The 26,761-nt window shown below is 34.7% G+C and carries 23 protein-coding genes and 1 pseudogene; 16 read left to right on the top strand and 8 right to left on the bottom strand.

The annotated features are described in order from the left end of the window. Positions 1–68: 68 nt before the first annotated feature. Positions 69–821 carry an acyl-[acyl-carrier-protein] thioesterase gene (locus BP18_RS08325; protein ID WP_007720973.1) on the top strand — a complete coding sequence of 251 codons (753 nt, stop codon included), beginning with the start codon at positions 69–71 and terminating at the stop codon, positions 819–821. Between the two features lie 59 nt (positions 822–880). Here BP18_RS08325 and BP18_RS08320 read toward each other — a convergent pair whose 3' ends face one another. Beyond that, positions 881–1,846, bottom strand: coding sequence for an asparaginase (locus BP18_RS08320; protein ID WP_007720972.1), 966 nt, complete (start codon positions 1,844–1,846; stop codon positions 881–883). A gap of 239 nt (positions 1,847–2,085) precedes the next feature. Here BP18_RS08320 and BP18_RS08315 point away from each other — a divergent pair, with 239 nt between their 5' ends. From BP18_RS08315 to BP18_RS08305, 3 genes are all read left to right on the top strand, one after another. After that, positions 2,086–3,537 (top strand): DEAD/DEAH box helicase, encoded by a 1,452-nt coding sequence (locus BP18_RS08315; RefSeq protein ID WP_007720971.1) that lies wholly within the window; start codon positions 2,086–2,088, stop codon positions 3,535–3,537. A gap of 215 nt (positions 3,538–3,752) precedes the next feature. Continuing rightward, positions 3,753–4,466 carry an EAL domain-containing protein gene (locus BP18_RS08310; RefSeq protein ID WP_007720969.1) on the top strand — a complete coding sequence of 238 codons (714 nt, stop codon included), beginning with the start codon at positions 3,753–3,755 and terminating at the stop codon, positions 4,464–4,466. Between the two features lie 71 nt (positions 4,467–4,537). After that, positions 4,538–5,638: a GGDEF domain-containing protein gene (locus tag BP18_RS08305; RefSeq protein WP_029278270.1), complete on the top strand. Its 1,101-nt coding sequence runs from the start codon at positions 4,538–4,540 to the stop codon at positions 5,636–5,638. Between the two features lie 112 nt (positions 5,639–5,750). On the opposite strand, the gene BP18_RS08300 is transcribed toward BP18_RS08305, so the two are convergent. Beyond that, on the bottom strand, positions 5,751–7,379 hold the full coding sequence (locus tag BP18_RS08300; protein WP_007720965.1) for an ABC-F family ATP-binding cassette domain-containing protein: 1,629 nt from the start codon (positions 7,377–7,379) through the stop codon (positions 5,751–5,753). A 261-nt stretch (positions 7,380–7,640) separates the two neighbouring features. Between BP18_RS08300 and BP18_RS08295 the strand changes: the two genes are divergently transcribed. Next, on the top strand, positions 7,641–8,108 hold the full coding sequence (locus BP18_RS08295) for a Dps family protein (RefSeq protein ID WP_007720964.1): 468 nt from the start codon (positions 7,641–7,643) through the stop codon (positions 8,106–8,108). 101 nt (positions 8,109–8,209) lie between these two features. On the opposite strand, the gene BP18_RS08290 is transcribed toward BP18_RS08295, so the two are convergent. Beyond that, positions 8,210–9,250 (bottom strand): hypothetical protein, encoded by a 1,041-nt coding sequence (locus tag BP18_RS08290; protein WP_007720962.1) that lies wholly within the window; start codon positions 9,248–9,250, stop codon positions 8,210–8,212. 151 nt (positions 9,251–9,401) lie between these two features. Here BP18_RS08290 and BP18_RS08285 point away from each other — a divergent pair, with 151 nt between their 5' ends. From BP18_RS08285 to brnQ, 6 genes and pseudogenes are all read left to right on the top strand, one after another. Beyond that, positions 9,402–10,364 (top strand): phosphoglycerate dehydrogenase, encoded by a 963-nt coding sequence (locus BP18_RS08285; RefSeq protein WP_007720960.1) that lies wholly within the window; start codon positions 9,402–9,404, stop codon positions 10,362–10,364. Between the two features lie 394 nt (positions 10,365–10,758). Further along, positions 10,759–11,628, top strand: coding sequence for a transporter substrate-binding domain-containing protein (locus BP18_RS08280; RefSeq protein WP_007720958.1), 870 nt, complete (start codon positions 10,759–10,761; stop codon positions 11,626–11,628). A gap of 17 nt (positions 11,629–11,645) precedes the next feature. Continuing rightward, positions 11,646–12,326 carry an amino acid ABC transporter permease gene (locus BP18_RS08275; protein ID WP_007720956.1) on the top strand — a complete coding sequence of 227 codons (681 nt, stop codon included), beginning with the start codon at positions 11,646–11,648 and terminating at the stop codon, positions 12,324–12,326. Positions 12,327–13,148: 822 nt separating this feature from the next. Further along, positions 13,149–14,057, top strand: a pseudogene (ltrA, locus tag BP18_RS12870) (group II intron reverse transcriptase/maturase). Further along, positions 13,970–14,422: a group II intron maturase-specific domain-containing protein gene (locus BP18_RS12865; protein ID WP_081835468.1), complete on the top strand. Its 453-nt coding sequence runs from the start codon at positions 13,970–13,972 to the stop codon at positions 14,420–14,422. The pseudogene ltrA and the gene BP18_RS12865 overlap by 88 nt, the downstream one beginning before the upstream one ends. Before the next feature lie 193 nt (positions 14,423–14,615). Further along, positions 14,616–15,974, top strand: coding sequence for a branched-chain amino acid transport system II carrier protein (gene brnQ / locus BP18_RS08265; RefSeq protein ID WP_007720951.1), 1,359 nt, complete (start codon positions 14,616–14,618; stop codon positions 15,972–15,974). Between the two features lie 89 nt (positions 15,975–16,063). Here brnQ and BP18_RS08260 read toward each other — a convergent pair whose 3' ends face one another. Beyond that, complete coding sequence (locus tag BP18_RS08260; protein ID WP_007720949.1) at positions 16,064–16,543, bottom strand: nucleoside 2-deoxyribosyltransferase; 480 nt, start codon at positions 16,541–16,543, stop codon at positions 16,064–16,066. 152 nt (positions 16,544–16,695) lie between these two features. Here BP18_RS08260 and BP18_RS08255 point away from each other — a divergent pair, with 152 nt between their 5' ends. The 3 genes from BP18_RS08255 (at position 16,696) to uvrC (ending at position 20,089) form a co-directional block, all read left to right on the top strand. After that, positions 16,696–17,832, top strand: coding sequence for a 3D domain-containing protein (locus BP18_RS08255; protein ID WP_155860424.1), 1,137 nt, complete (start codon positions 16,696–16,698; stop codon positions 17,830–17,832). Positions 17,833–17,857: 25 nt separating this feature from the next. Beyond that, positions 17,858–18,118, top strand: a complete 261-nt coding sequence (locus BP18_RS08250) for a hypothetical protein (protein ID WP_007720945.1) — start codon at positions 17,858–17,860, stop codon at positions 18,116–18,118. A gap of 192 nt (positions 18,119–18,310) precedes the next feature. Then, entirely contained in the window at positions 18,311–20,089 is a 1,779-nt protein-coding gene (uvrC, locus tag BP18_RS08245; protein ID WP_007720942.1) for an excinuclease ABC subunit UvrC, read from the top strand. Between the two features lie 57 nt (positions 20,090–20,146). Here the strand turns inward: uvrC and BP18_RS08240 are convergent, their stop codons facing one another. Both BP18_RS08240 and BP18_RS08235 read right to left on the bottom strand, forming a co-directional pair. Next, a complete protein-coding gene (locus BP18_RS08240; protein WP_029277601.1) occupies positions 20,147–20,494 on the bottom strand; it encodes an iron-sulfur cluster biosynthesis family protein in 348 nt (115 codons plus the stop codon). A 95-nt stretch (positions 20,495–20,589) separates the two neighbouring features. Further along, the gene (locus tag BP18_RS08235) at positions 20,590–20,934 is read right to left on the bottom strand and encodes an iron-sulfur cluster biosynthesis family protein (RefSeq protein ID WP_029277603.1); all 345 of its coding nucleotides are present in this window, start codon (positions 20,932–20,934) and stop codon (positions 20,590–20,592) included. Positions 20,935–21,115: 181 nt separating this feature from the next. On the opposite strand from BP18_RS08235, the gene BP18_RS08230 reads away from it, so the two are divergent. Both BP18_RS08230 and BP18_RS08225 read left to right on the top strand, forming a co-directional pair. Beyond that, a complete protein-coding gene (locus tag BP18_RS08230) occupies positions 21,116–21,586 on the top strand; it encodes an Rrf2 family transcriptional regulator (protein ID WP_029277606.1) in 471 nt (156 codons plus the stop codon). A 33-nt stretch (positions 21,587–21,619) separates the two neighbouring features. Further along, positions 21,620–24,397 (top strand): YhgE/Pip domain-containing protein, encoded by a 2,778-nt coding sequence (locus tag BP18_RS08225; RefSeq protein ID WP_029277608.1) that lies wholly within the window; start codon positions 21,620–21,622, stop codon positions 24,395–24,397. Positions 24,398–24,447: 50 nt separating this feature from the next. Here BP18_RS08225 and BP18_RS08220 read toward each other — a convergent pair whose 3' ends face one another. Then, a complete protein-coding gene (locus tag BP18_RS08220) occupies positions 24,448–25,179 on the bottom strand; it encodes an amino acid ABC transporter ATP-binding protein (protein ID WP_029277610.1) in 732 nt (243 codons plus the stop codon). Continuing rightward, on the bottom strand, positions 25,172–26,623 hold the full coding sequence (locus BP18_RS08215) for an amino acid ABC transporter substrate-binding protein/permease (protein WP_029277612.1): 1,452 nt from the start codon (positions 26,621–26,623) through the stop codon (positions 25,172–25,174). The genes BP18_RS08220 and BP18_RS08215 overlap by 8 nt, the downstream gene beginning before the upstream one ends. Positions 26,624–26,761 lie beyond the last annotated feature (138 nt).

The raw sequence follows: 26,761 nt of genomic DNA, 5'->3' as shown, positions 1-26,761 counted from the left end.
TTCAGAATTTTTTAATAAATATATGCTATTCTTAAAGCGAAAAGGTCATAAAGAAATGAGGATTTTGGATGAGTGGAAAAATATATGAAAAAGAACATCAAATTAAATACTACGAGTGTGATACAACTCAAAAAATGACGCTTTCTATGTTATTAAATATTATGCTGCATGTATCCGGTGAACAAAGCTATATTTTAGGTGTAGGAGATGAAGTTTTAGCTGAGAAAGGATTAGCTTGGATTATTCTTCAATACGAAGTTAAAGTCGAGCGTATGCCTGCTTTTTATGAATCAATCAAAATCACGACACAGGCAACTTCTTACAATAAGCTGTTTTGTTATCGGACGTTTAAAGTATACGATACCCAAGGCAACTTATGCGTGACCGTTAATAGTACCTTTGCATTAATGAATGTACAAGAACGGAAAATGGCTCGCGTACCGGCTGAAATTGTTGCACCATATGAATCAGAATTTTCTAAAAAACTAATCCGTACTCCAAAGCCTGTAAAAGTCGATGAAGAAAACATAATTTCTAAAGACTATCCTGTTAGGTACCTTGATATTGACAGCAATCGACATGTGAATAACTCTAAATACATTGAGTGGGCTATCGATACATTGGATTTTGAATTTCTTACAACTCATGAAATAGAAACGATGACGATCAAGTTTGAAAAAGAAGTTCACTATGGCCAATTGATCCACAGTGAAATGAGCTTAACAAAAACGCAAGACAATGAAGTGATTACTGCTCATCGTATTGGGACAGAAGACATTACGAACTGTGAAGCAAGCATCGTTTGGAAAAAAATTGTCTAAATAAATTCATTGAAAAAAACCGTTCATTTAATCAAATGAACGGTTTTTTTTGAATCAGATTAAAAATAGTCTTCTAGTGAACGAGTCAAAGTATCTTGACTCAATACAACTTGTAATTTGATACGAGCTTTCGGACCGGATAGGCCATTTGTAAAAATAACGCCATCTTCTTTTAGTCGTTTTCCGCCACCAACGTAATCATAAACATCTTGTGCAATACCATTAAACGAACGCGATACAAGTACTACAGGGATATGATTGGCCAATAGACTTTTAAGAGCAGGCAAAGCAGTAGGTGGCAAGTTTCCAGCGCCTAATGCTTCAATAACAAGTCCGTCAGTTGTTGGTTGATTTAGAGCGTCAAATAATGTACCATCCATACCCGCATACACTTTAAGCAAATAGACATTTTTAGCTACATTGTTGATAGAATAAACGTCTTCTTCAATTAACTTTTGGAAAAATAGCACCTCGTTTTTTGAAATCAACCCAATTGGACCAAATGTTGGTGTACGGAATGTAGCTACATTACTTGTATGTGTTTTGGTGACATAACGAGCAGTATGAATTTCATCATTCATTACGACTAAGACACCTTTTTCTTTGGCTTCATCAGATAAAGCTACCCAAATGGCACTTTGAAAATTATATAATCCATCTGAACCAATTTCGTTGATTGAGCGCATAGCTCCTGTTACAACGATTGGAATGGACGTTTTAAGTGTCAGATCTAAGAAATAAGCAGTTTCTTCTAATGTATCTGTTCCATGAGTAATCACAACAGCATCTGCTTCGTGATTAGCGATGGCTTTTTCAATACGGTTTTTTATAAGGAGCATTTCTTTAGGTGTTATGTGTGGGGAGGGCAAATGTAAAAAATCTTCTACGATCATATTAGCCAACTTATCAAATAAATGACTCCGTTTTTTCAAAGGGTTTTCTGAACTAGGAGAAACTTTTCCAGTTGTTTGGTCCTCACTCATTGAGATGGTTCCACCAGTATGCAATACAAGAATAGTTTTCAATATAATACCTCCAATAATAGGAATGAACTAACTTATGAAAAAAAGCTGATTCACTCATTTCGTATAGTAGTATAACACGTTTGATTCATTTCTTATATTACTGAATAAAAATGAAAGAAGACAAAGTTTGAACAGTCTGTTAGTTATTTAGGCATTTTTATTAAAATATCCTTTCAATGGCGGTATTTTTGTGAATATGCTGTTATACTAAAAGAAATGGACAATTGAAAGAGGTTATTATGAATAAAAATAAAACGTTTAAAGAATTTGCAATCAGTGATGAAATCGTTACAGCACTAACAAGCCTGCGCTATTTTCATCCCACTAAAGTTCAAGAAGAAGTGATCCCATTAGCATTAGAAGGAAAAGATGTCATTGTAGAGTCTCAAACAGGAAGCGGGAAAACCGTTAGTTATGGAGTACCGTTATGCGAAACCGTTGATTGGGAAGAAAACAAACCTCAAGTACTTGTTTTAGTACCAACTAGAGAACTAGCGATTCAAGTAAAAGAAGATTTAATGAATATTGGTCGTCTAAAGAGAGTGAAAGCTACTGCAGTATATGGTAAAGCTTCATTCGATACTCAAAAATCTGAATTAAAACAAAAAAGCCATATTGTTGTAGGTACACCTGGTCGTGTATTAGACCATTTGCAAAAAGGAACTTTCAAAGTAGAAAAAATTGACTGTTTAGTCTTAGATGAAGCGGATGAAATGTTAAATATGGGCTTCGCAGACCAAGTAGAAGCAATTATTAATTTTTTACCTGCAGAACGTCAAACCTTACTTTTCTCAGCAACTATGCCAAAAGAAATTGAGCGTATAGCTAGTTTTTACATGAAACAGGATAAACAATCTATTGTCATCGAGACAACTGAGTTATCAAAACCTAAAATTATTCAATCAAGTGTCAAGGTACAAGAAGACAAGAAAGAACAACAACTGCTTGATTTATTAACTGTGGAAAACGCAGATTCATGTATGATTTTTTGTAATACACAAGAAGCTGTCAACAACTTATACACATTCTTAAACAAAGCAGGCTTGCCAATTGATAAAATTCATGGCGGTATGGTTCAAGAAGATCGTTTTTCTGTAATGGATGACTTTAGACAAGGAAGATTCCGTTATTTAGTAGCTACAGATGTTGCTGCAAGAGGAATCGATATTGAAAATGTTACACACGTAGTCAACTTTGACGTGCCGGTAGAAAAAGAAAGCTTTGTGCATCGTACAGGACGAACAGGAAGAGCCGGAAAAACTGGAATGGCGTTAACACTTGTTACACCTAAAGAAGAAAAATGGTGGAATGAAGTTAAAGCTTATGCTGGACAAACAGTTATTGAAGTTTCTTTGCCAACTACGCGATTAGTTCAAAGTCATAAAACTTCTTTTGGAAAAAAATTACAAGAACGTCCACCTTTGAAACAAGTGCGTTCAAAAGAACTTAATCGTGATATCACTAAAGTTTATTTTAATGGTGGTAAAAAGAAAAAAATGCGTGCAGTCGATTTTGTAGGAACCATTGCTAAAATTCCAGGTATTAATGCGGATGACATTGGAATCATTACGATTCAAGAAAATGTCACGTATATTGATATCTTAAATGGAAAAGGTCCTTTAGTGATACAAGAGATGCAAACGCGCACGATTAAAGGAAAAACATTAAAAGTACGTAAAGCTAGAAAATAAGATAAACTCTTCAAAAATCTAACTAACATAAGCGCCTTCGAGAGGGTGTACTGGAAATCAGTATAAACGTCGAAGGTGTTTTTATATAAAAAAGTATAATCAGCTGATTTTATTTTTTGACGAAGAATGGTTAGCCTAATACTAGAAAGTATTTACTCAGGTCTTATTTTTATACATAAATGACCGATTGTAGTAGTATTAAGGGAGGGTTTTTAATGAACGAGTTTCAACTTTACTTCCAACCTAAAGTCGATATGCAAGACAATCGAATTATTGGGTATGAAATTTTATTAAGAAATAATGAGGCAAACCCATTTTATCCAGCTCAGAGAATGGAGGAAATCATTTATAATAAAGAAGAACACAGTCTTTATTTAAACTGGTTTCAAAAAGAATTGGAACAACTGGTGCAGTCATTTCCCACAGTAATATTTTCTATCAATTTTGCGCCAAAGCAATTATTTTATCCAGAAACGCATGCTTTTTTTACCAAACTCCAACCATACGCTGAACAATTGATTATCGAAATAACAGAAGATGTTCCGCTATTTGTTGCTTCAATTGAAAATATGAATTCTTCAATAATCGAACAACGCTTGCAATCTATCTTTACTTCAATCAAAGAAAAAGGATATGATATTGCACTGGACGATGTAGGTTCAGGAAAGAATTCATTAGATGAAGTTTTGAAATATACTTCCTATTTGAAGCAAATTAAATTCTCAATCGTAAAATGCAATAAGAAAAACTTGAAAGAAGAAACAATGCATCTTTTCTTAGGTGCGTGGCAAAAAATTGCAGAAGATTATGAGCTTGATTTTGTTATAGAAGGAATTGAAAATCAACAAATAAGTGAAACGTTTAATGAGCAAGGTATATTTCTACAACAAGGGTATCATTTTGGCAAACCTTCAAAGTCTCTGCAATAACGTCACTAGCAGAAAACGAGATGGTTCATCTATATTTATTTACACTAACTAATTGATTGGAGGTGCTGGCTATGCTGACATCTGTTTTATTAAGCATCATTGCGAATATATCGATTCTTAGTACAGCATCTTACATATTCGTTAAACTGATTCCAAAGAAAAAAGTTTATACACTAACCGTGAAGCAACAACTATTAATGATTGGTTTCGCTAGTTTAACAAGTTTTTTATTGATGCTGTTTGCAGTTGATTTGCCTAAAGGAGCTATAATAGATCTGAGGCAAATTATATTAATCTTATTAGTTTATTATGTTGGTCAAAAAGTGGCTATTCCTACAGCTATTCTGATTTCACTACTGCGTTTGACATTCGGAGTCAATCCAGCATCGATTCGAACGGCAATCATGTATATCATTCTGGGCTTCCTATTGCCATTAGTATGCCGTAAGCTAGTAAAACAATTTAACAATAAATATGTTGTTTTATTAATTCTCAATGCTATCTGTGTTGTCCTTATTGCGTTGAATTCATATGTTTTATACGATAGTTTTTTAGTCTATATCCTTATTTATAGTATTTTTTTAGTGCTCTCTAGTCTTGTAGGTATTCTTGCAACAGTATTTATTGAAGATTTACTAAAAAGTCGTTCTTTGTACTTAAATGAGAAAGAACATGCAAAAATGGATTTTTTGACCGGATTGTATAATATGAGAGCGTTCAATAAGAAATGGCGAAAAATTGAAGGAGATCAAACAATCGCAAAAACTGCGTTAATGATGGTTGATATTGATTATTTTAAATGGATCAATGATAGCTACGGTCATGCAAATGGAGATTTTATTTTGCGACAAGTGGCAACAATCTTGAAAGTTGGAGCTCATGATAATGAACTCGTTTACCGTGTAGGTGGCGAGGAATTTTGTTTGATTTTAAATGATCTGTCTTATGCTGAACAAAAAAATATAGCCGATAATATTAGATCTAGTGTAGCCGATAAAGAATTTTTATTAGAAAATGGAACGAGGATCAAGATAACTGTCTCAATTGGATTGGCAGCATCTGATCAAAATAAAGATATGAAGAAATTATACCGACTGGCAGACCGCTGTTTATACATGGCCAAAAACCAAGGCAGAAATAAAGTGATGGGTGAAGTAATGGTAGATGAGTAATAGTTTCATGTCTAGAAAGATAAAAGGTATTGAATAAACCTATTGAAACTAAAAAGGCTGTCATGATTCCATTTAAATGGAATCATGACAGCCTTTTTTTACATAATTTTAATTAGTCAGCATATAAAGCAGCAATTTGTTCTTTAACAGCCTTATTATCTAAGAAGTCATCATAAGTCGTTTCAGCACGGTCTACTACTCCATTTGGAGAAATTTCAATAATACGGTTTGCGATAGTTTGGATAAATTGGTGGTCATGTGATCCAAATAAAATTGAACCCTTGAAAGCAATTAAACCATCATTTAAAGCTGTAATAGATTCTAAGTCCAAGTGATTTGTTGGGTCGTCCATTACTAAAACATTTGATTTGCTCAACATCATTTTAGATAACATACAACGAACTTTTTCTCCACCGGAAAGGACAGATACTTCTTTTAAAACATCTTCTCCAGAGAATAACATACGACCTAAGAAACTACGTAAGAAGGTATTGTCATTTTCTTCAGCAGAAGCGAATTGACGTAACCAATCCACAACAGTTAATTTTTCATCGGCAAATTCGTCAGTTGTATCTTTTGGTAAATAAGACTGAGAAGTGGTTACTCCCCATTTGACTGAACCAGTATCAGGTTCCATTTCGCCCATCAATATTTTAAATAAAACTGTAATGGCAATATCATTCTTACTGGTAAAGGCCACTTTATCGTCTTTATTCAAAATGAAAGTAACATTATCTAATATTTTTTTGCCATCGATCGTTTTAGAAACATTTTCAACACGCAGCAAGTCATTTCCGATTTCACGATCAGGAGTAAATCCAACGAATGGATAACGACGAGAAGAAGGTTGAATGTCATCTAACGTAATTTTTTCTAACATCTTTTTACGAGACGTTGCTTGTTTAGATTTAGACGCATTTGCGCTGAATCGAGCAATAAAGGCTTGTAGTTCTTTGATTTGCTCTTCTTTTTTAGCATTTACATTGCCTTGTAATTTAGAAGCTAGTTGGCTTGATTCTAACCAGAAATCATAGTTTCCAACATATAACTTGATTTTACTAAAGTCAACGTCAGCCATGTGAGTACAAACTTTGTTTAAGAAGTGACGGTCATGAGAAACCACAATAACGGTATTCGGGAAATCAATTAAGAATTCTTCTAACCATTCGATGGATTGTTTGTCTAAACCATTGGTAGGCTCATCCAATAGAAGAACATCTGGTTTGCCAAATAAAGCTTGCGCTAACAAGACTTTAACTTTCAAACCTTCTGTTAATTCGCTCATTTTTTTATCAAGCATATCTTCTGTAATACCTAAACCTTGAAGCATAACTGCTGCTTGAGGTTCAGCTTCCCAACCGTCTAATTCAGCAAATTCGCCTTCTAGTTCAGCAGCTAAAATACCATCTGCATCAGTGAAGTCAGCTTTCATATAGACAGCATCTTTTTCTTTCATAATTTCGTATAAACGCGTATGCCCCATAATAACTGTTTCTAAAACAGTGTGATCTTCAAAGCCATAGTGATTTTGACTTAAAGTAGTCAAGCGTTCATCAGGACCCATAGAAATATTACCAGTTGAAGGTTGGATCTCACCAGCTAGTATTTTTAAGAAAGTAGACTTACCTGCACCATTTGCACCAATTAGACCATAACAATTGCCGGGAATGAATTTTATATTTACGTCATCGAACAATTTTCTATCTGAAAATTGTAAACTTACATTAGTTACTGTAATCATTTAATTTAGTTACCCCTATTCTTTTATATATGCTAAACCATTCTAGCACATATAATCATGAAATGCGATGTTAGGAATTCTTTTCTTATCAAATTAACAGCATTCTATTGTAAAATGCTGAAAAGTAAGATTTGTTTACTGGATTAACGCATAAAAGAATTCTATCAAATTAAATCAATTTACTAGACTATAAAACTTTCTTAGATTATAATAAATATAAGTTGATAAATAAAACAATTAAAAAACAGGAGGAATGAACTAATGGCAAAACAAACAGAAGTACAAGAACTATTAAATGAACTAGTCGCAACATATGGTGTCTTTAATATCAAATTGTATCAACATCATTTTTATGTGAAAGGACCTCATTTCTTTACCTTACATGAGAAATTTGAAGAACTTTATGATGAAGTAACCGGGCAATTCGATGAATTAGCTGAACGTTTGATTGCAATTGGTGGCAAACCTTATGCAACTCTAGGAGAGTTTTTAGAATTCTCTACTATTAAAGAAGCTCCGTATGACGGAAAAGAAACGGCTGAAGAAATGGTTAGTTCAACTATTTTAGATTATAAAATCATTGACGAAAGATTGCAAAAAGGGATTAATCTTACTGGAGAAGCAGGGGATGATTCAACACAAGATTTGTTGATTGGCTACAAATCTGGCGTAGATAAAACAATTTGGATGTTGCAAGCTTTTTTAGGTAAAAATCCACTGGATGCTTAAAAAATAAAAAGAGTGTAAAAGCAAAGAGCCCTAAGCTAATCTAAGGGCTCTTTTTAAAATGGCTGCATTCGGCAAGGAATTTTTCGAAGTAGCCAAATGGATCAGCGATTAATTTCTGTGAAAAGATACAAAATTAGGGAATTATTTTGTAAAACATGTAATTGATTGCGGTAATGCCTTGTTCGATTATAAATTCTGAATTTCTGGATAGAGTGATGCGGAATTTCTAGTAAAACATCATTTTGTAAAACAACTTTAAAGGATGGAGAGTCAGCCATTACAAGCAAAAAGTCAATTGAATCTTGTTGCTGTTCAAGAACTGCTGGCGGCTTTACTACTAAACGAATCGTTTTAGATCGATACAAAGAGTCTTTTTTTACTTTTTGGTGATCCATTTCAAAAGAAAAAAGTAAACCATCTTTCATAGAAGGTGGATTTAAAGACAAAGGCAGCAAGTATTCTTGTACCTGGCTAGTCAAAGATCCACTTAGCTGAGTTACAGGTAAAACATCGACTATATGTAGCTGACCTTTCTGCTCGTTAAATTGCGTTAAATAAGTTGGATTGCTCTGACTTTTACCATATTGAATAAGGTCATGATGATTCCAGGTGGCTTGAGAAGCAAAGTGAGCATTTAGTTGATAGATACGTGGTGCTTTTTGACGATCAAGTTGGTCATATAGGTAATGAGAAGAAAGTAGATATTCAAAAAGACCAGACTCTCCTGCAGATAAGGCCATTCTACCTTTAGCAGAAAGTGAAATAGAATAAACAGCTTGATCCCATATCCGCTCTTTTTGCGCATTGTTTTTTGTTAAAGAATAACGATAAAAACCGTTGTCGTCAGAAAAATATAAAATATGATTAAATATTGCACAATCATAAATGGGTTCACTAAAAGAAATAGTACGCTCCAAAAAAGGAATTAATTCTTCAATAGTCACAGATATTTGCTCAGAAGGCTGAGGTTCAAGGTAAATGGGGCGATCAACGTCAACGAGTTGTTTCATCCATTTATTCCAATCATAGACATTCAATTCTTTTTGATTCATCCACAAATAAAATTTTCCACTATAGAGTTGAAAATCATGAAAGTGGCCATCAATAATCAATTTCGTTGTTAGTAAATGCTCTTTATCCATTCAAACACCCCGTTCTAAAGCTGTATCTTTCATCTATTGTACCATTTAACGCAATAAAATTAACAGAAAATGAAGATAGACAAGGGAATTTCTTTGCTATCTTTTTTTTGCATGAGATAATAATAGAAAATGATAGAAAGGTGATGAAAGAATGACAAAAAAAAGTATCTGGTTAATACAAAAAACAACAAATGAACAAATAGAAACTTTAAAAGACCTAGCTCCAGATTATGACCTAATTAAAGGATGGGAAACAGACGAAAAAGAGGTCTCTTTAGAGTCTGTTGAAATTATATATGGATGGACAGGACAACGGACAGAAGAGCTGTTAGCAGATGATAAACCTGTTTTGAGATGGGCTCAAGGAAAAGCAGCTGGTGTTGATTTTCTTGATTTGAAGAAACTTGAAGAAAAACAAATACTACTAACTAATGGAAGTGGAATTCACAGCATTCCAATCGCAGAATCAGTCTTTGGTCTATTGCTTGCTTATGCAAGAGGCATTCAAAAGGCTGTAAAAGATCAACAAACAAAAAAATGGGACCAAGTCGATAAGTTAATGGAATTGAATGGTAAAACCATTATGATCGTTGGGACCGGAAAAATTGGCATAGAAGTTGGACGTTTAGCTAAAGCATTTAATATGAAGACAATTGGTGTAAATCGTAGTGGAAGAGACGTAAACTATATGGATCAGTTAATTAGACAACCAGAGTTAATAGAACAAGTAAAACTAGCAGATATTGTGGTGAACATTTTACCGCACACGGATCAAACTCATTACTTCTTTAACCAAGCTGTTTTCTCACAAATGAAAGACGGAACTCTTTTTATTAATGTTGGAAGAGGACCAACAGTCAAAACAGATGATTTGGTAAACGCTCTTGATAGTGGAAAATTGGCTTTTGCCGGTTTAGATGTCTTTGAAACAGAACCATTAACAGAAGAAAGTGAATTGTGGAATAGGGACGATGTTTTAATTACTCCTCATATTACTGGAATCGCAGAACATTTCAAAAAAAGACTGTTTACTATCTTTGAAGAAAATCTAAAAGCTTACTTAGCTGGAGAAAAACTCCCTACAAACTTGATTGATTACGACCAACAATACTAAGAGCTTAAAAAAAGCTATCATTTTTAGTGTTAATAGATAGACTCATTTGATGAGCTGAAATTTCTAGAGAAATTTTTTTGAAGTAGTCTCACAGTAGGTCAGTAAACAATCTTTTAAAAGCAAAAATAAAACACCTCACTTTAACTAGGAGGTGTTTTGTTTTTGTCAAAATTCTATTATTAATATAACAGTTTATTCAGGTGTTTCATTTTAGATAAAAACAAAATTGTTTGTTAAACGAACGTTTGAAATGTTAGTTTAACAACGTTTTGATGTGGAAAGTAAGAAAGGTAATGAAAGAAATTATACTTTTTTTAAGAGAAGTTTGACTACACAGTTATGCATTGTTATTCTAATTGAGGAAATTAAAAAGACAACAAAAGGGGATAGTAATGTGTTGAAAAAAATAGTGGGTTTTGGATTAATAACTTTTGTATCAATGACTTTAGCAGCTTGTGGATCAAATGAATCATCTTCTGATTCAGCAAAAAATACATCCGATACAGCATGGAGCGAAATCGAAGAACGAGGAGCAATAAAGGTAGCTACATCTGGAACGCTTTATCCAAGTTCTTTTCATGAGGCTGAAACAGATAAGCTGACAGGATACGAAGTAGAAATTATTCGTGAAGTTGCCAATCGATTAGACTTAGAGGTCGATTTTACAGAAATGGGAGTAGACGGCATGCTGACTTCTGTTAACAGTGGCGCAATTGATATTGCTGCTATGGGCATAGACCGTAATGGAGAAAATGCAGATAAATACAATTATACAATTCCATATAAATATTCTTTTGGAGCAATGGTTGTACGCGAATCAGATGACTCGGGTATTGAAACGTTAGAAGATTTAAAAGGTAAAAAAGCAGCTGGAGCAGCTACGACAAGCTACATGAAAGTTGCCAGACACTTTGGAGCTGAAGAAGTGATTTATGATAATGCAACAAATGATCAATATTTGCAAGATGTAGCGAATGGACGTACGGATGTGATATTGAATGACTATTATTCACAAAAAATGGCTGTTGCTGCTTTGCCAGAAATCCCAGTAAAAGTTCATGACATTTTTTACAACCCTAGTGAAACAAACTATGCAATAAAAAAAGGGAATGATCTGTTAACCGATAAAGTCAATACGACCTTAGAAGAAATGAAAGCTGATGGAACTTTGACAGAATTGTCTAAACAATTCTATGATGGCGAAGACGTATCAAAACAAATTGATTATGATTTTCCTGAAATTGAATTAGAGGAAGGCGAATAGAAAGTAGGTGACAGAATATGTCTGAAATCCAGTGGCAATATATTTTTGATCCTGCTTTAGCATTTGATAGTGTTGGTTATATTTTAAAAGGTTTAGGGTATACTTTAGGTATTTCGTTAGCCAGTATGATTTTTGGAACTGTATTAGGGTTCTTATTGGCCATTATGCGTATGTCGAATAGTAAAATTTTAAGGATAATTGCACGTACGTATATCTCCTTTATGCGTGGAACGCCTACGTTAGTTTTTTTGTTTATATTGTATTTTGGTTTTCCCTTTATCGGAATTCAGTTTGAAGCAGTAAATGCTGCCATCATAGGTTTTAGTTTGAGTTCTGCAGCCTATAGTGCGGAAATCATTCGTTCTTCATTGCATTCTGTTGATCATGGACAATGGGAAGCTGCCTATGCATTGGGATTGAAATGGCCTTTTATTATGCGAAAAGTTATCATACCTCAAGCAATGAGAATTGCCGTGCCACCAATGAGCAACGTGCTGCTTGATCTGATTAAAGGAACTTCTCTGGCCGCAATGATAACTGTTCCAGAAATTTTCCAACAAGCTAAAATTGTTGGTGGCAGAGAATTTGATTACATGACAATGTATATTTTAGTAGCTTTGATCTATTGGGCTATTTGTAGTGTCTTTACTATTTTTCAAAATTATTTAGAAAAGAAAACGTCTCTTTATATAGAATGAGACTAACCATTCGAACATAAAAAAGAGGACTCTTCGTCAAATAGTGTGGCTGCTTCTAAAAATTCTTTCGGAATAGACGGATTTGCTTGTAAGAGCCCTGGTACCGTCTTGAGCCTAATGTCTTAAGAACTTTCAAGCCTCAAACACCGCTTAATCGCTAAAGCGATAAAGCGATGTAATTCGCATTGAATACTTTACAGGGCTACAAGCAATCCTCTTCCTCCAGAAGTGTTAAGCATGAACTAAATTCAACTATCAACACTAAAAAATATAGATCCAAAAAGAGGTGCGGCAAAAGTCGCATCTCTTTTTTTTAGTGCGCCCGGCATGGGTGATAACTTGGTGGTGAAAGTCCACAACAGGCTTTGCAGTAGGAACTGTTAGCGAATGGCAAGGGTGTCCATTGTGAAGTGGAATCTGAAGGAAGCCGGACGCAAACACTCGCACTGACGAACAGAAACCTCATATAAGGCTGACTGGAGAGGGACGAGCTTGCTAAACAAAGCAAAGTCCAATACTGCACGAATCTTCTACAGTAAATGAGGCAGTGACATGAGTGGAAGGTTATCATTCTTACCCGGGGAGGTCTCACTAGCGAGCAAGCTCGTAGTAATAACGAATAGTGAGAAGTCAGCAGACGCCATAGTAGGAGAACGTTGTTCTCTGAAGGGCTGAACAATAATAATCTTGGGAAAACCAGGAGGTGAATACGTCACCACTATCGCAGAAAACATCAAGGTAAAGACCAAGAGATGGCTACCTACAGAGGGATAAGTTGGAAACGAAAGAGTATGTAGGAGTGCGTAGGGACGTAGCATAGATATGGAAAAACAAGATGGTATCACACTTATCGAGAAAGTTATAGATAAAGATAATTTAGAAAGAGCGATGATTAAAGTTCGTAAGAACAAAGGAGCTCCAGGTGTAGATGGTCTAACCGTCTATCAACTGGAAGGTCACATGAAGAGATATTATCCTCATCTTATAAGGAAATTGAAAGACGGTTCTTATCAACCACAACCAGTGCGCAGAGTATCCATTCCAAAATCAGATGGCACCAAAAGATTATTAGGGATTCCTTCTGTATTGGATAGAGTGGTACAACAAGCTATTCTCCAGGTGATTGATCCGATTATCGACCCACAATTATCCGACAACAGTTATGGTTTTAGAAAAGGAAGAAATGCCCATCAGGCCATTCAAAAGGCAGAACAGTATTATAAAGAAGGGTATCGGGTAGTAGTCGATTATGATTTAAAAAGCTATTTCGATACGATACACCATCAGAAATTACGGGCAAACCTAGAATGGTTTATTCAAGATAAAATCGTTCTAAAGCTGATATGGAAATTCCTAAAGTCAGGCATTTTAGACAAAGATAGTTATATCGAGACAGATACCGGAGCTCCTTAAGGAGTCCCACTTTCTCCATTACTAGCAAATGTCTATTTAAATCAACTGGATAGGGAACTTGAAAGGAGAGGTCATGCTTTCATTCGCTACGCGGACGACTTCGTTATTTACGTTAAAAGTAAACGTGCAGGCGAACGAGTAATGGAAAGTGTTACTCAATTCATTGAAAAAGACTTGCGTCTTACAGTAAACCAAAAGAAAAGCAGTATCACCACTCCGACTAAAGCAAAATTCCTTGGTTTTCATATTATGAACCATATGGGAAAGTTGGATGCCGACCTAGTAAGTCGGCAAAACAACGATTCCGAAATAAACTAAAGTATCTCACAAGCCGAAAACGGCCAGGGACATTTAAAGAAATCCTAACACAACTAAACCAAGTAACTGTTGGATGGATAAATTATTATAAGATTTCCTTCATGAAATCCTTCCTAGAAGAAACTCAGAACTGGTTGCGCCATCGTGTAAGACAATTAATATGGAAACGATGGAAAAAGGTATCCACTAGATACAATCAACTGAAAAGATTAGGAATAGACCACGATAACGCACTGAAAACAGCAGCCAGCCGTAAAGGGTATTGGCGTATTTCACGTAGTGAAGTTCTACACCGCTCGATAACAAATAAAAGGCTCATACAGTGGGGATTAAAAGATTTAATCCTACTATATGAGCGTAAGTGATACTTAAATTATTGAACCGCCGTGTACGGAACCGTACGCACGGTGGTGTGAGAGGTCGGTAGATAAATTAATTATCTACCTCCTACTCGATTGAAAACTAACAAGTAAACAGGATTTTTGCTTGAAGGTGAGAACTAAAAAAGCTATTATTTAAGTTACGTGTTACATAGATACGTTAGAAAGGGCGGTTTTTATGAAAAAAGGACTATCATTGTCTTCTTATTTGTATATAGGATCCATGTTATTTGGATTGTTTTTTGGAGCAGGAAATTTAATCTTTCCCGTTCACATGGGTCAAGTAGCAGGAGCTAACGTAAGTTGGGCTACACTAGGATTTTTAGTAACAGGTATTGGATTGCCATTTTTAGGAGTTATCGCGATTGGAATTTCCAAAAGTAATGGTTTATTTGATTTAGCTAGTCGTATTCATCCTTATTATGGTTACTTTATGACAATCGCTTTGTATTTAACGATTGGACCATTCTTTGCATTGCCTAGATTGAGTACAGTATCGTATGAAATTGGTTTAACACCTTACATTAGTCCAGCATATCAAACAGTAGGATTAGCAATTTTTTCTATTTTATTTTATGGTACAGCATTATTTCTTTCTTTAAAACCTACAAAAATTTTAGTTTATGTTGGAAAAGTATTAAACCCTATTTTCTTAGTCTTCTTAGGCGTCTTGATCGTAACAGCATTTATTCGTCCGCTTGGAGGCGTGATGGACGCGTCAGTGACGGGGAGTTATGTAGCGCAACCCTTTGTTAGCGGATTTCTTGAAGGATACAATACAATGGATGCACTAGCATCACTAGCATTCGGAATTGTAGTTGTTCAAACAATTAAAACGTTAGGAGTAACTAAGCCAAGCGAGATAGCAAAAGACACGATTAAATCAGGATTGATTAGCATTCTTTTGATGGGAATCATCTATGCTAGCTTAGCTTATATTGGAACAATGAGTGTTGGACAGTTCCCAGTTTCAGAAAATGGTGGAATTGCCTTAGCCCAAATTTCTAACTATTACTTTGGTTCATTTGGCAGTGTATTATTAGCTGTGATTGTAACAGTCGCTTGTTTGAAAACAGCTATTGGTTTAATAACAGCTTGTGCTGAAACGTTTAAAGAAATGTTTCCACGCTCAATTAGTTATAAAGCATACGTAGTGGTATTCAGTGTGTTAACAACGTTAGTCGCAAATATTGGATTAACAAATATCATTGCTTTTTCACTTCCCGTGTTAATGTTTTTATACCCATTAGCGATAACATTGATTTTACTAGCACTATTGTCTCCTTTATTCAAAGACCGACAAGTGGTTTATGTTACCACAACAATTTTTACGCTAGTAGTCAGTGTAGCGGATCTATTAAATGCTTTACCTGAAAATATCCGTAATTTAAATGGAATACAAAATTTCTTAACTTTTTGTGCAGACTATCTGCCTTTGTTTTCTATGGGAATGGGATGGATTCTACCAGCAACAATTGGATTTGTCGTTGGAATTATCATTAGCTTAGTTACGAAACCAAATCCCCGTGCTTTATAATAGAAGAATAAAGTCTACAATTAGAAACTCAAACTCCATAAAAAAGGTTCCTTGCAATTATTGCAGGGAACCTTTTTTTTACAAAATGATTACAAATAAGCACCAATAGCTGTAATAAAGTCTTCAGAAGTGCTGTAAATAGCACCATTCATTTTGATTAATCCAACTGTGTAAAGATTGATATATGAAAATTGAGATTCGGCCACTTCTTGTAAAGCATTCAATTTTTTAGGATTTGTAGCCCCTTGCTGACGTGAATCCGTATATAAACCAATGATAGGTATTCCCGCTTGATAAGCAACACCAATTTCAGTGGCCACTCCAACATCAATCGTTGAACCATCTAAAACGGCAACCATTAACTGGCTATCTAATAAGGCGTTCGTATCGTATTTAGCAATAGCAATTGAATCTGCATAGCTATTTTTATCATTTATTTCCCCTTGTTCTTGAGGAACATAGACTTTTACTTCTGAATAGGTCTTTCGAATGCTTGCTACTAGTATTTCGTTGTAAATTTTTTCCATCTCTGAAAACAATGGACTTGCAAAATAAATTTTTTTCGACATTTTTTCATCCTCCTAATACGTTTATTACAGTTTTAGTATACCTTAAAATTGTTTTGTAACAAAAAGTAATCTTAAAGAAATATAACAGTACGTTTTATTCGTTATAATCATTGGAGAGCAAAAATAGAAGAAAAGAAGGGTGTTGTCAATTCGTGAGAATAAAAAAACTAGTTACTAGCCTTATGTTGGCTTTATTAATGGTTAACGTCATTCCTACAACAGGTTTTGCAGCGACATTAAATGAAATCGAATCGCAACAAAATACAAAAGAAAAAGAAATGGCAGCAATTGATAGTGAAATTAATAAAGTTTTGACTAAGGTAAATGAAAAAAATAGTGAGCTAGAAGAATTAACTACTCAAATTGATGTTTTAAAAGACACGGTTCAAGCAACTAGTGAAACAGTTAATGAACAAGAAGCAGTTGTTAAAGAACGTTTGGATCAAGCAAAAGAACGTATCTTATCTATGCAAACAACTGAAGTAAATCAAAATGTTGTATTGTCATTATTTGAATCTGAAAGTGTATCAGATTTCTTTAATCGTGCATATGTTTTAGTTACTTTGCAATCAGCTGGAAACGACCAGTTAGAAATGGCTGAAGATGAAAAAGCAGAATTAGCAGCATTGAAAACAGAACTTGAAAGTAATTTAGCTTTATTAGAAAATGAAACAGCAGAAGCTAAAGCACAAAAAGCTGAAATGGATACACAAATAGCAAGTCTTCAAAAAACAATGGATGAAAATCAAGAAATTCTAAATGAATTAGATGAAAAACGTGCAGCAGAAGAAACAAGAATTGCTGAAGCTAAAGCTGCTGAAGAGAAAGCAGCAGCTGAAAAAGCAACTGCTACAGCGCTTGAAACAAAACTTGAAAAAGAATCTGCTACTGTAACAACAACTGCAACAACTGAGCCATCAGAAAATAAAAAAGAAGAAACAACAGTAGCAACTGAAAAGGTTGCTACTACTAAACCAGCTGAAAGTACTGCAACAACATCAAAAGGTAAATCAATTGTTGTATCAGCAACAGGATATTCAACTAAACAAGCTAATTTGAGTACTCATACTGCAACTGGAATCAACTTAGAAAGTAATCCAATGGTTATTGCGGTAGATCCTCGTGTAATTCCTTTAGGTTCGATTGTTGAAATTCCAGGATATGGAACATTTATCGCTGGAGATACTGGTGGAGCAATCAAAGGCAATAAAATTGATATTCACTTTTCTACTGTGCAACAAGCGAATAATTTTGGTAGAAAAACAATTACCATTAATATCTTAAATTAAGATTTTTTTAGAAAAGGTGAATCAGATGGCAGAGCAAGTAGAAATCGATTTTTATCTAGATAGTGATGAAGAAGCTTTTTTAGAGTCATGGGAAAACAAGTACGGCCAACTTAATGATGAACAATTAGAAGAGTTGTACCAAGCAATTGCAAAAGATATCGAATTGAAATACCAATCTGGGGAACATCAACTTGGAAAGTTATTTTTATATAAAGAGATTGCAGTGGGCTACTCAGATTATAGTACATTTAATAATTGGTTCTTATTTAGTTCTTCTAAAAGATAATAAACAGTAAAACAACGACAGAGCGTTAATTCTGTCGTTGTTTTACTGTTTAGTGGTAAAATAGATAAATAAGAATTTACAATTCTTAGAATCAATAGATGAGTTTTTTTTGAATTAGCTGCACTATTTGACGAATAATCATAATTAATTAACAGTGAAAAGTAATGAATGACTATAAGGGGAATCATGAAGATGGTTAATACACATATCAATAATAAACTAATGTTGCTTCCTGACTTGCCAGGATGTTATTTAATGAAAAATAAAGAAAAAGAAATCATCTATATTGGAAAAGCTAAAAATTTAAAAAAACGCGTACGTTCTTATTTTCGAGGGACTCACGAAGGGAAAACGCAATTACTGGTTGAAGAAATTGTAGATTTTGAAACTATTATTACTTCTACGGATAAAGAATGTTTGCTGCTTGAAATCACATTAATCAAAAAACACTTACCGAAATACAATATCAAATTAAAGCAAGGAACAAGCTATCCGTATTTAAAGATTACAAATGAAAAGGATCCACAACTCATTATTACGTCTGAAGTTAAAAGAGATGGCGGACATTATTTTGGACCCTATCCAAATGTATATGCAGCGAGTGAAACACAACAATTTATCCAAAAAGTTTATCCATTGAGGAAATGCAATGGGTATCAAAAGAGAGCGTGTTTGTATTACCATTTAGGGCAGTGTATTGGCCCTTGCGACCATGAGATACCTAAAGAAGAATACAATGCTCAAATCGACAAAATTAGGCGTTTCTTGAATGGCGATGTAAAAGAAATTAAAAAAATATTGAAAAGTAAAATGATGCAAGCAGCTGATGAGTTGGCTTTTGAACGAGCAGCAGAATACCGCAATCAAATTCAATATATTGAAACGACTGTGGAAAGACAAAATATTATTACGAATGATTTTACGACTAGAGATGTTTTTAGCTATTATATGAATAAAGGTTGGATTTCAATTCAAGTATTCTTTATAAGGCAAGCCACATTGATTAAGAGAGAAGCAACTATTTTTCCTTGTTACGATACACCTCAAGAAGAGTTAGCCTCCTATATGGTTCAATTTTATCAAGAAGAGAATCATTTGCTACCAAAAGAAATATTGGTGCCAAGTGGCGTAGATACCAAAACATTGTCTGAGGTGCTAGAAATACCTGTTAAAGTACCGCTTCAAGGAAGAAAAAAAGACATGCTGGATTTAGCAACGAAAAACAGTGAAATTTCATTAAATGAAAAATTCCAGCTCATTGAAATGGATGATCGTAAAACAATTGGAGCAATCAAAGAGCTTTCAGAAGCGCTACATTTGCCTCTAGTTAGTCGTATTGAAGCCTTTGACCACTCCAATATTCAAGGAACAAACCCTGTTTCAGCGATGGTCTCTTTTTTAGATGGTCGACCAGATAAAAGCAATTACCGAAAATACAAAATAAAAAATGTTCATGGAAGCAATGAATTAGCCACGACTGAAGAGGTTATTCGAAGAAGATATGAGCGGTTGTTAAAAGAAGGCAAACCTTTACCGGATTTAATTTTAATGGATGGTGGGAAAATTCAAGTAAATGGTGCCATTAATATTCTTGAGAACGAGTTGGGATTATCGATTCCTGTAGCAGGTATGGTGAAAGATGATAAACATAGAACTTCTTCGCTTATTTTTGGCGAAAAACTTGAAAAAGTATCTCTAAAACCGACTAGTCAAGCTTTTTACCTTGTTCAACGAATTCAAGATGAAGTCCATCGTTTTGCGATTACATTTCACCGTCAGTTACGTGGGAAAAATAGTTTGTCCTCGAAATTGGATCGTATTGAAGGTGTTGGGCCAAAGACACGCACAAAGATATTAAAGCATTTTAAATCAGTAAAAAAAGTAACAGAAGCAAGTGTGGAAGAAATAAATGGGTTGGGAATCCCTTTAAAAACAGCTGTAAGAATTAAAGAAGCCCTGAGTGAAAAATAAAAAAGCCGAGATAAAGGAGAAAGAATCCTTTGTCTCGGCTTTTTAGTTTGTTAGGGTTTAAAAAAGTTTGTTATTGTCATTATCTAGTACGGTTACGTCGTCATTTATCAGTCCAGCGTCACTTTTTAAAATCAAACTATTTTTTGATTTTTTATAATCTAATACAACGTTTTCTGATAAGTCTTCTAGACGATTACTTTGGACTGGGATTTCTCCAATAGTTGAGTCAATAGTCGCATTTAATTCTTCATTGGGACTGGTAAATAATTTTAGTGAAAAGGTACCAACGATTCCACAAGCGTAGCCACCTGTTATACGGTTATAATATAAAGCTAATTTTCCTGGGTGTTGTGCTTGAATTGCTTTTAATCGTTCAATTGCGGGTTCTGTTACAGTTAAAAACATAAAATCCCTCCATTTAGCTACTTTGTTACACTTTCATTTAGTAAGTGAATTATATATCGAAAAGGGCGGAATGTCCACCAATATGTTTGCTAAAATTAAGAAAGAGCGTGATTAGCCTCATTAAGAATCAAGACATTATCATTAATAAGACCACTATCACTGCGCAGAATTAGCGCATTTTTGGTTTCGTTGTAATCTAACTTCATTTGTTCATCTAAAAAAGCTAAGCTCCAGCCTTGAATAGGCAAGTCCCCTAACGATGTGGATAAGATGGAATCGAGTTCAGAATCTATTTGTTGTATGATTTTTAGTAAAAAAATTCCGTTATTTCCGCAGGTACAGCCAATTCTAGATTCATAATAGAGGACTAACTGCCCTGGATGTTGAGAGCATGTCTGTTCGATCTTTTGTTGAGCTTGTTCAGTAATAGTTAAAAACATGTAAAAGACCTCTTTTCAATTCTTTGAACTTATGATAGCTCGAACAACTAAACTTGTCGAGCTAAATGGTGGAAAAAACGAAGAAAATAATTGCAAAATTAGTGTGAAAGATGTATATTACTATTTGTGGATATTTAAAGTCCACAATTAATGCTACTGAAGTAAAGAAAGAAGGGAAACAATGAAGTTAACAAAAGGCTTGGAACAAGCAGTTTGTATTTTGGCTATGCTTTCTACTCAAGATAATCATATTCCGATTACTTCGCATGTATTGAATAGTCGTTTAAAAGGAACGTCACATTCTTACATTAGAAAAATTATTCGAAAATTAGTGGTTAGTGGGTTAGCAACATCAATCCCTGGCAGCAATGGTGGTTTTATGTTAGCTAAAAAACCCGAAAAAATTAATTTGTTGGAAATTGTAGAAGCATTAGAAGGTAAAATCGTTACTTATCCAAATTCTGGGATGATTAATCAAGTTTTCTCAGATATAGGTGAACCAGCTAGTAATGGAGAAAAAATGCTAACCACAACTTTTGGAGAAGCAGACAAACTTTACACAAGTTTTCTCGAACAGCAAACGCTAAATCAGCTTATTGGTTCTACGATAGGCAAAAGTGAAGTACCTTCTATTGACTGGAATAAAAAATAATTCGTTTTAAATTGAAAGGAATGTACTTGTAAAATGGAAATGATAAAAAAGGAATGGAAGAAATTAGTCTCTAATAAAATGATGCTACTATCTTGTATAGTGATGTTATTTATTCCAATAATGTATGCTGGTTTCTTCTTAAAATCAAACTGGGATCCCTATGGAAATACGGATAAACTATCTGTGGCAGTTGTTAATTTAGATCACTCAGTTGACTATCAGGGAGAAAAACTGGACATAGGTTCTGATGTGGTTGAGAAACTTAAGGGAAATGATGCATTAGATTGGCATTTTGTATCTCAAGAAGAGGCTCAATCTGGATTGGAAAATAGCGATTATTATATGGTCATGACTTTACCGGCTGATTTTTCCACAGATGCTGCTACATTGATGGATAAGAATCCTAAAAAAATGACCATTAAATATGAAACGAATGGATCGTTAAATTATATCGGAGAAGTTATCAGTAAATCAGCTGCTAAAGATATTAAAACCGAAGTATCTGATAATGTAACGAAAGCTTATACGGAAGCAATATTTGAACAAATTAGTAAGATAGGAACGGGTTTTTCAAAAGCCGCTGACGGTGCCGGAGAGATTGATGATGGAACTGGGAAGTTGGCAGATGGAAGCCAACAGTTAACAAAGAATTTAGAAAAGCTGTCTTCAAGTACATTAACATTTGAAGAAGGAACGCAGAAAATTGAGCTGGGACTAAAAGACTATACAAATGGAGTAGCTCAAGTAAATAATGGCGCAACTCAGCTAAATAATGGCATCAGTACGTTAGCGTCAAATGTAGGCCCGCTTCAAAATGGCGGTCTGCAGTTAGAAAAAGGATCAGCAGATTTATCAAACGGTGTTGAATCTTATACAAATGGTGTTTCACAGTTGGCCGATGGAACTAAGCTATTGAACGGAAATTCTACCTCACTTCAAAATGGCACAAGTGAAATCAGTAATGGTGTTGATCAAGTTAAATCAGGTAGTGATCAATTATTAACGGGATTAAATCAGCTTTCTGCAGAATTAGATAAAAGTCTAACAACCGAAAACAATGACCAACTACAATTTTTAATGAAAAACTTGTCTTCTATGAATGATGGGATTCAAAAACTAGATACTCTGCTTAACGGACAGTCAAACACTGCTAGTAATGGTGGGATTGAAACTAATCTGAAACAAGCAGGTGATAGTTTAACTAGCGTTGCAAACAATATAGCAGTCACTGGTGGTAGTTTAAAAGAAGCGACAGATACAGTTAACGCTCTTGAAAGTACAATTGCTGAATTGAATACGGCAATAGCTACAAATGATACAAGTGCAATCGCTGCAAAACAAGCAGAGTTAGCAAACATAAGCAAATTGAAAGATCAACTAGCTGTTGCAAATGAAAGTACAAATGCAATAGCAACAAACGCAACTGATGCTGGTACATCGTTAAGCAATTTGCAAAAGGAATTGACGACAATCAGTGAATTAACCAATCAATTGCCACAACTAAAAACGCAAATAGATGCACTCGCTCAAAGTTCAAACCAACTATTGCCAGCAACTAATCAAGCAATGAATGAACTTATTAACGGATTATCAGGCATACAAAAAGCTTTGGAACAACAAGGGACGGGTTCTAATAAAGGAATCATTCAAGGGATGACTGAATTAAACCAAGGTCTAGCTGCTGTTCAAAATGGTCTGTCAGGAGAAAATGGATTAGTAAATGGAGTAACAGACTATACAAACGGAGTAGAAAGTTTGCAGTCTGGGGCAGATAAATTAAAGGCAAATTCACCGGCATTAAATACAGGTGCTCAACAATTAAATAGTGGCATAGGACAATTAACCACTCAGTTGCCAAACTTAATTGAAGGTATCAATCAATTAAACAATGGATCGACAAAATTAGTCGAAGGAACGACTCTTTTGAACGATAATTCAGCTAGTTTAAATGATGGTGCAACTAGCCTAGCAGATGGTTCTACAAAACTTAAAGAGGGCTCGCAAGCATTAAGTGATGGATCTAAAACACTAGGAACTGGAATAAATACATTGAAAGATGGAACGAATCAGTTATCAACTAGTTTATTAGAAGGTTCAACAACTGTTAATGATATAGATGCTACGAATAAAACCACAGATATGTTTGCAAGTCCTATAACGTTAGAGCAAGAAAAATATAGTACTGTGCCAAACTATGGAGCAGCGTTAGCCCCTTATATTATGTCAATGGCATTGTACATTGGAGCAATTGCTTTTACTACAATCTATCCTGTTCGCAAGAGAGCACTTCAAGGGAAATCAAGCTTTGCTTGGTGGCAAAGTAAGACTTCAGTAACCATGCTAGTGGCAACTTTAATGGCAGTGATTGAATGTGGAATCTTATTAATGATGGGATTAGAAGTATTATTTGTTGGGAAATTATTCTTATTAGCTATCCTTACTTCGCTAGCATTCATGTCTATTATAATGATGTTAGTTGTCGCATTCGACAATATCGGTCGCTTTTTGGCAATGGTGTTGCTCGTCATACAATTAGGCGGTTCTGGTGGAACATTCCCAATGCCGTTAACAAATTCATTCTTCCAAGCAATTCATCCGTTCTTACCAATGACGTATTCTATTTATGGTTTTAGACAAGCTATCAGTAGTGGGTTAGGGGATGCAGTTTATTTGAAAGCTAATTTTGTTATGATAGGGATTATTCTTGTTTCCAATGGCTTGCTTATGTTAGCAATGCACGTCTTGCAAAAAAAAGAGGTAACTAATAATGAAAATGAAACAACCGAATTGAAAGAAATAAAAGAGTTATAATAGCAAAAAAGTTCTGCCATGCGAGAGTTTACTCGCATGGCAGAACTTTTTTAAATTAACACTTTATCTAAAAAGTTTTTTGTTCTCTCATGTTGCGGATGGTTAAAGAGTTGTTCAGGTTTGCCTTCTTCAACGATATAACCGCCATCCATGAAAATAACGCGATCCGCTACTTCTTTAGCGAAACCCATTTCATGGGTCACAACTAACATTGTCATGCCTTGATCCGCTAGTTTTTGCATAACTTCAAGCACGTCACCAACCATTTCTGGATCAAGTGCACTAGTTGGTTCATCGAATAACATGATGTCCGGATTCATTGCTAAAGCTCGTGCGATAGCCACACGTTGCTTTTGTCCACCAGATAATGATTTAGGATAATCAGCGGCTTTTTCTGAAAGACCAACTGTTTCTAATAATTCTAACGCTCTTTTATTGATGGCCTCAGTCGATTCTTTTTTTAACTCTTTAGGAGCTAATGTAATATTATCTAGAACAGTTAAATGTGGGAATAAATTAAATTGTTGAAAAACCATTCCAATATTTTCACGTACTTTATTGATATCTTGCTTAGGATCGGTTAAATCAAAATCATCAATGATGACTTTTCCGCCTGTAATGTCTTCTAAAGCGTTCATGCAACGAAGAAAAGTACTTTTCCCAGAACCAGAAGGGCCGATAATACAAATAACTTCTCCTTCTTGTACTTCAACATTCAAGTCTTTTAAAACCTCTAGATTTCCGAAACTTTTCTTTAAATGTTCAACTTTTAGTTTAGTCATTTGATAATCTCCTTTCAAGATAATTTGAAAATTTCGTTAGAATGGTAATGATAATGATATACATTAAACCGACGATCAACCACATATCGCCAGAAGAATAGGTACGGGCAATAATGATTTTTCCGGTTTGAGTCAATTCAACAATTCCAATCACGGATAAGATTGAAGTATCTTTAAGTGTGATAACAAATTGATTGATAAAAGATGGAATCATTATCTTAACGGCTTGTGGTAAAACTACTTTGCGCATCGAAGTGTTGTAAGTAAGACCCAAACTTCTAGAAGCTTCTAGCTGGCCGTTATCTACCGCTTGAATACCACCACGAACCAGTTCAGCGATGTAGGCTGTTGTATTTAAACTTAATGTAATCACACCAGCAAGGTAAGCTGGTATTTGAATATTTAAGAATTGTGGGATAGAGAAGTAGATGAAAAAGGCTAAAACGATTAAAGGGATACCGCGTAAAATATCTACGTAAATCGTTGCTATCCAATTTAATACTTTGTTTGGAGAAGCGCTAAATAATCCAAAAATAACACCTAAAATGGTAGCGATGATAAATGCCGTAATGGTTAACAGTAATGTTCTACCAAGACCTTTTAATAATTCGCCGCCATTTTGTTGTATCAAACCAAAGAATCCAAGATTAGCTGTTTCGGTTTGAGACGTCTCTCCAAGATAAGTATCAAGTATGTCATCGTAAGTGCCATTTGCACGGATGTTGATTAATCCATTATTGAACATTTCCAATAATTCAGCATTTTGATCTTTATTTACGGCAAAACCATAATTGTCGCCAGGCTCAGGATCAGTCGGTATTTTCAATTTTAAACCTGATTGAATCGCATAAGCCATTACAGGATAATCTTCAAAAGCAGCATCTGAGTTGCCAGTTTGAACGTCTTCGTACATATTTGCAGAATCTTCAAAAGTATTTACATCAAATCCATATTCCTCTTGAATAGATTCAGCAAAAGCAGCACCAGTAGTTCCTACTTTGATAGCCACTGTTTTGCCTTCTAAATCTTCGTAAGAAGTAATGTCATCGTTATCCGCTGAGACGGCCATAACTACACCACTTTCAAAGTAAGGCTCAGAAAAATCAAATGAGTCTTGACGTTCGGGTGTAATACTCATACCGGCGATCATGCCATCTACTTGATTTGTTTCTAAAGCTTGTAATGCAGCACTAAATCCTAGAGGTCGTAATTCATAGTTGAAACCTTGATCTTTAGCGATTGCATCTAATAAATCAACATCAATTCCTTTATATTCACCATCAGCATCTTTGTATTCAAAGGGAGCAAACGTGATGTCAGTTCCAATGATATATGTCTTATCTGTTTCTTGAGCAGAAGCTGTAGTAGGTAGTAGAATAGTGAAAATTACTGTAAGTAATAAAGCCGTCATAATAGTAAAAAGTGATTTTTTTCGTAAATTCATAAGAAACCTCCTTGTATAAGATATAATACTAATTTAATTTTAAGGCAATTGCAACAAAAATGTAATCTGGTTATGTGATAAAAACTAACATACCCTTGTCTCGTTTCTTTTTCTATAAAAGGTTGAATAACTTAAACT

It is taken from the genome of Carnobacterium jeotgali MS3, assembly GCF_000745125.1.
Classification (GTDB): Bacteria; Bacillota; Bacilli; order Lactobacillales; family Carnobacteriaceae; genus Carnobacterium_B; species Carnobacterium_B jeotgali.
Note: the sequence above shows the minus strand (reverse complement) of the source record. Positions and strands in the feature narration are given on the sequence as shown.

Bases quoted from the DNA above. Each gene is read 5' to 3' on its own strand.
- BP18_RS08325 (WP_007720973.1), top strand. From the start codon at position 69: ATGAGTGGAAAAATATATGAAAAAGAACATCAAATTAAATACTACGAG.
- BP18_RS08315 (WP_007720971.1), top strand. From the start codon at position 2,086: ATGAATAAAAATAAAACGTTTAAAGAATTTGCAATCAGTGATGAAATC.
- BP18_RS08310 (WP_007720969.1), top strand. From the start codon at position 3,753: ATGAACGAGTTTCAACTTTACTTCCAACCTAAAGTCGATATGCAAGAC.
- BP18_RS08305 (WP_029278270.1), top strand. From the start codon at position 4,538: ATGCTGACATCTGTTTTATTAAGCATCATTGCGAATATATCGATTCTT.
- BP18_RS08300 (WP_007720965.1), bottom strand. From the start codon at position 7,379: ATGATTACAGTAACTAATGTAAGTTTACAATTTTCAGATAGAAAATTG.
- BP18_RS08295 (WP_007720964.1), top strand. From the start codon at position 7,641: ATGGCAAAACAAACAGAAGTACAAGAACTATTAAATGAACTAGTCGCA.
- BP18_RS08290 (WP_007720962.1), bottom strand. From the start codon at position 9,250: ATGGATAAAGAGCATTTACTAACAACGAAATTGATTATTGATGGCCAC.
- BP18_RS08285 (WP_007720960.1), top strand. From the start codon at position 9,402: ATGACAAAAAAAAGTATCTGGTTAATACAAAAAACAACAAATGAACAA.
- BP18_RS08275 (WP_007720956.1), top strand. From the start codon at position 11,646: ATGTCTGAAATCCAGTGGCAATATATTTTTGATCCTGCTTTAGCATTT.
- brnQ (WP_007720951.1), top strand. From the start codon at position 14,616: ATGAAAAAAGGACTATCATTGTCTTCTTATTTGTATATAGGATCCATG.
- BP18_RS08260 (WP_007720949.1), bottom strand. From the start codon at position 16,543: ATGTCGAAAAAAATTTATTTTGCAAGTCCATTGTTTTCAGAGATGGAA.
- BP18_RS08250 (WP_007720945.1), top strand. From the start codon at position 17,858: ATGGCAGAGCAAGTAGAAATCGATTTTTATCTAGATAGTGATGAAGAA.
- uvrC (WP_007720942.1), top strand. From the start codon at position 18,311: ATGGTTAATACACATATCAATAATAAACTAATGTTGCTTCCTGACTTG.
- BP18_RS08240 (WP_029277601.1), bottom strand. From the start codon at position 20,494: ATGTTTTTAACTGTAACAGAACCCGCAATTGAACGATTAAAAGCAATT.
- BP18_RS08235 (WP_029277603.1), bottom strand. From the start codon at position 20,934: ATGTTTTTAACTATTACTGAACAAGCTCAACAAAAGATCGAACAGACA.
- BP18_RS08230 (WP_029277606.1), top strand. From the start codon at position 21,116: ATGAAGTTAACAAAAGGCTTGGAACAAGCAGTTTGTATTTTGGCTATG.
- BP18_RS08225 (WP_029277608.1), top strand. From the start codon at position 21,620: ATGGAAATGATAAAAAAGGAATGGAAGAAATTAGTCTCTAATAAAATG.
- BP18_RS08220 (WP_029277610.1), bottom strand. From the start codon at position 25,179: ATGACTAAACTAAAAGTTGAACATTTAAAGAAAAGTTTCGGAAATCTA.
- BP18_RS08215 (WP_029277612.1), bottom strand. From the start codon at position 26,623: ATGAATTTACGAAAAAAATCACTTTTTACTATTATGACGGCTTTATTA.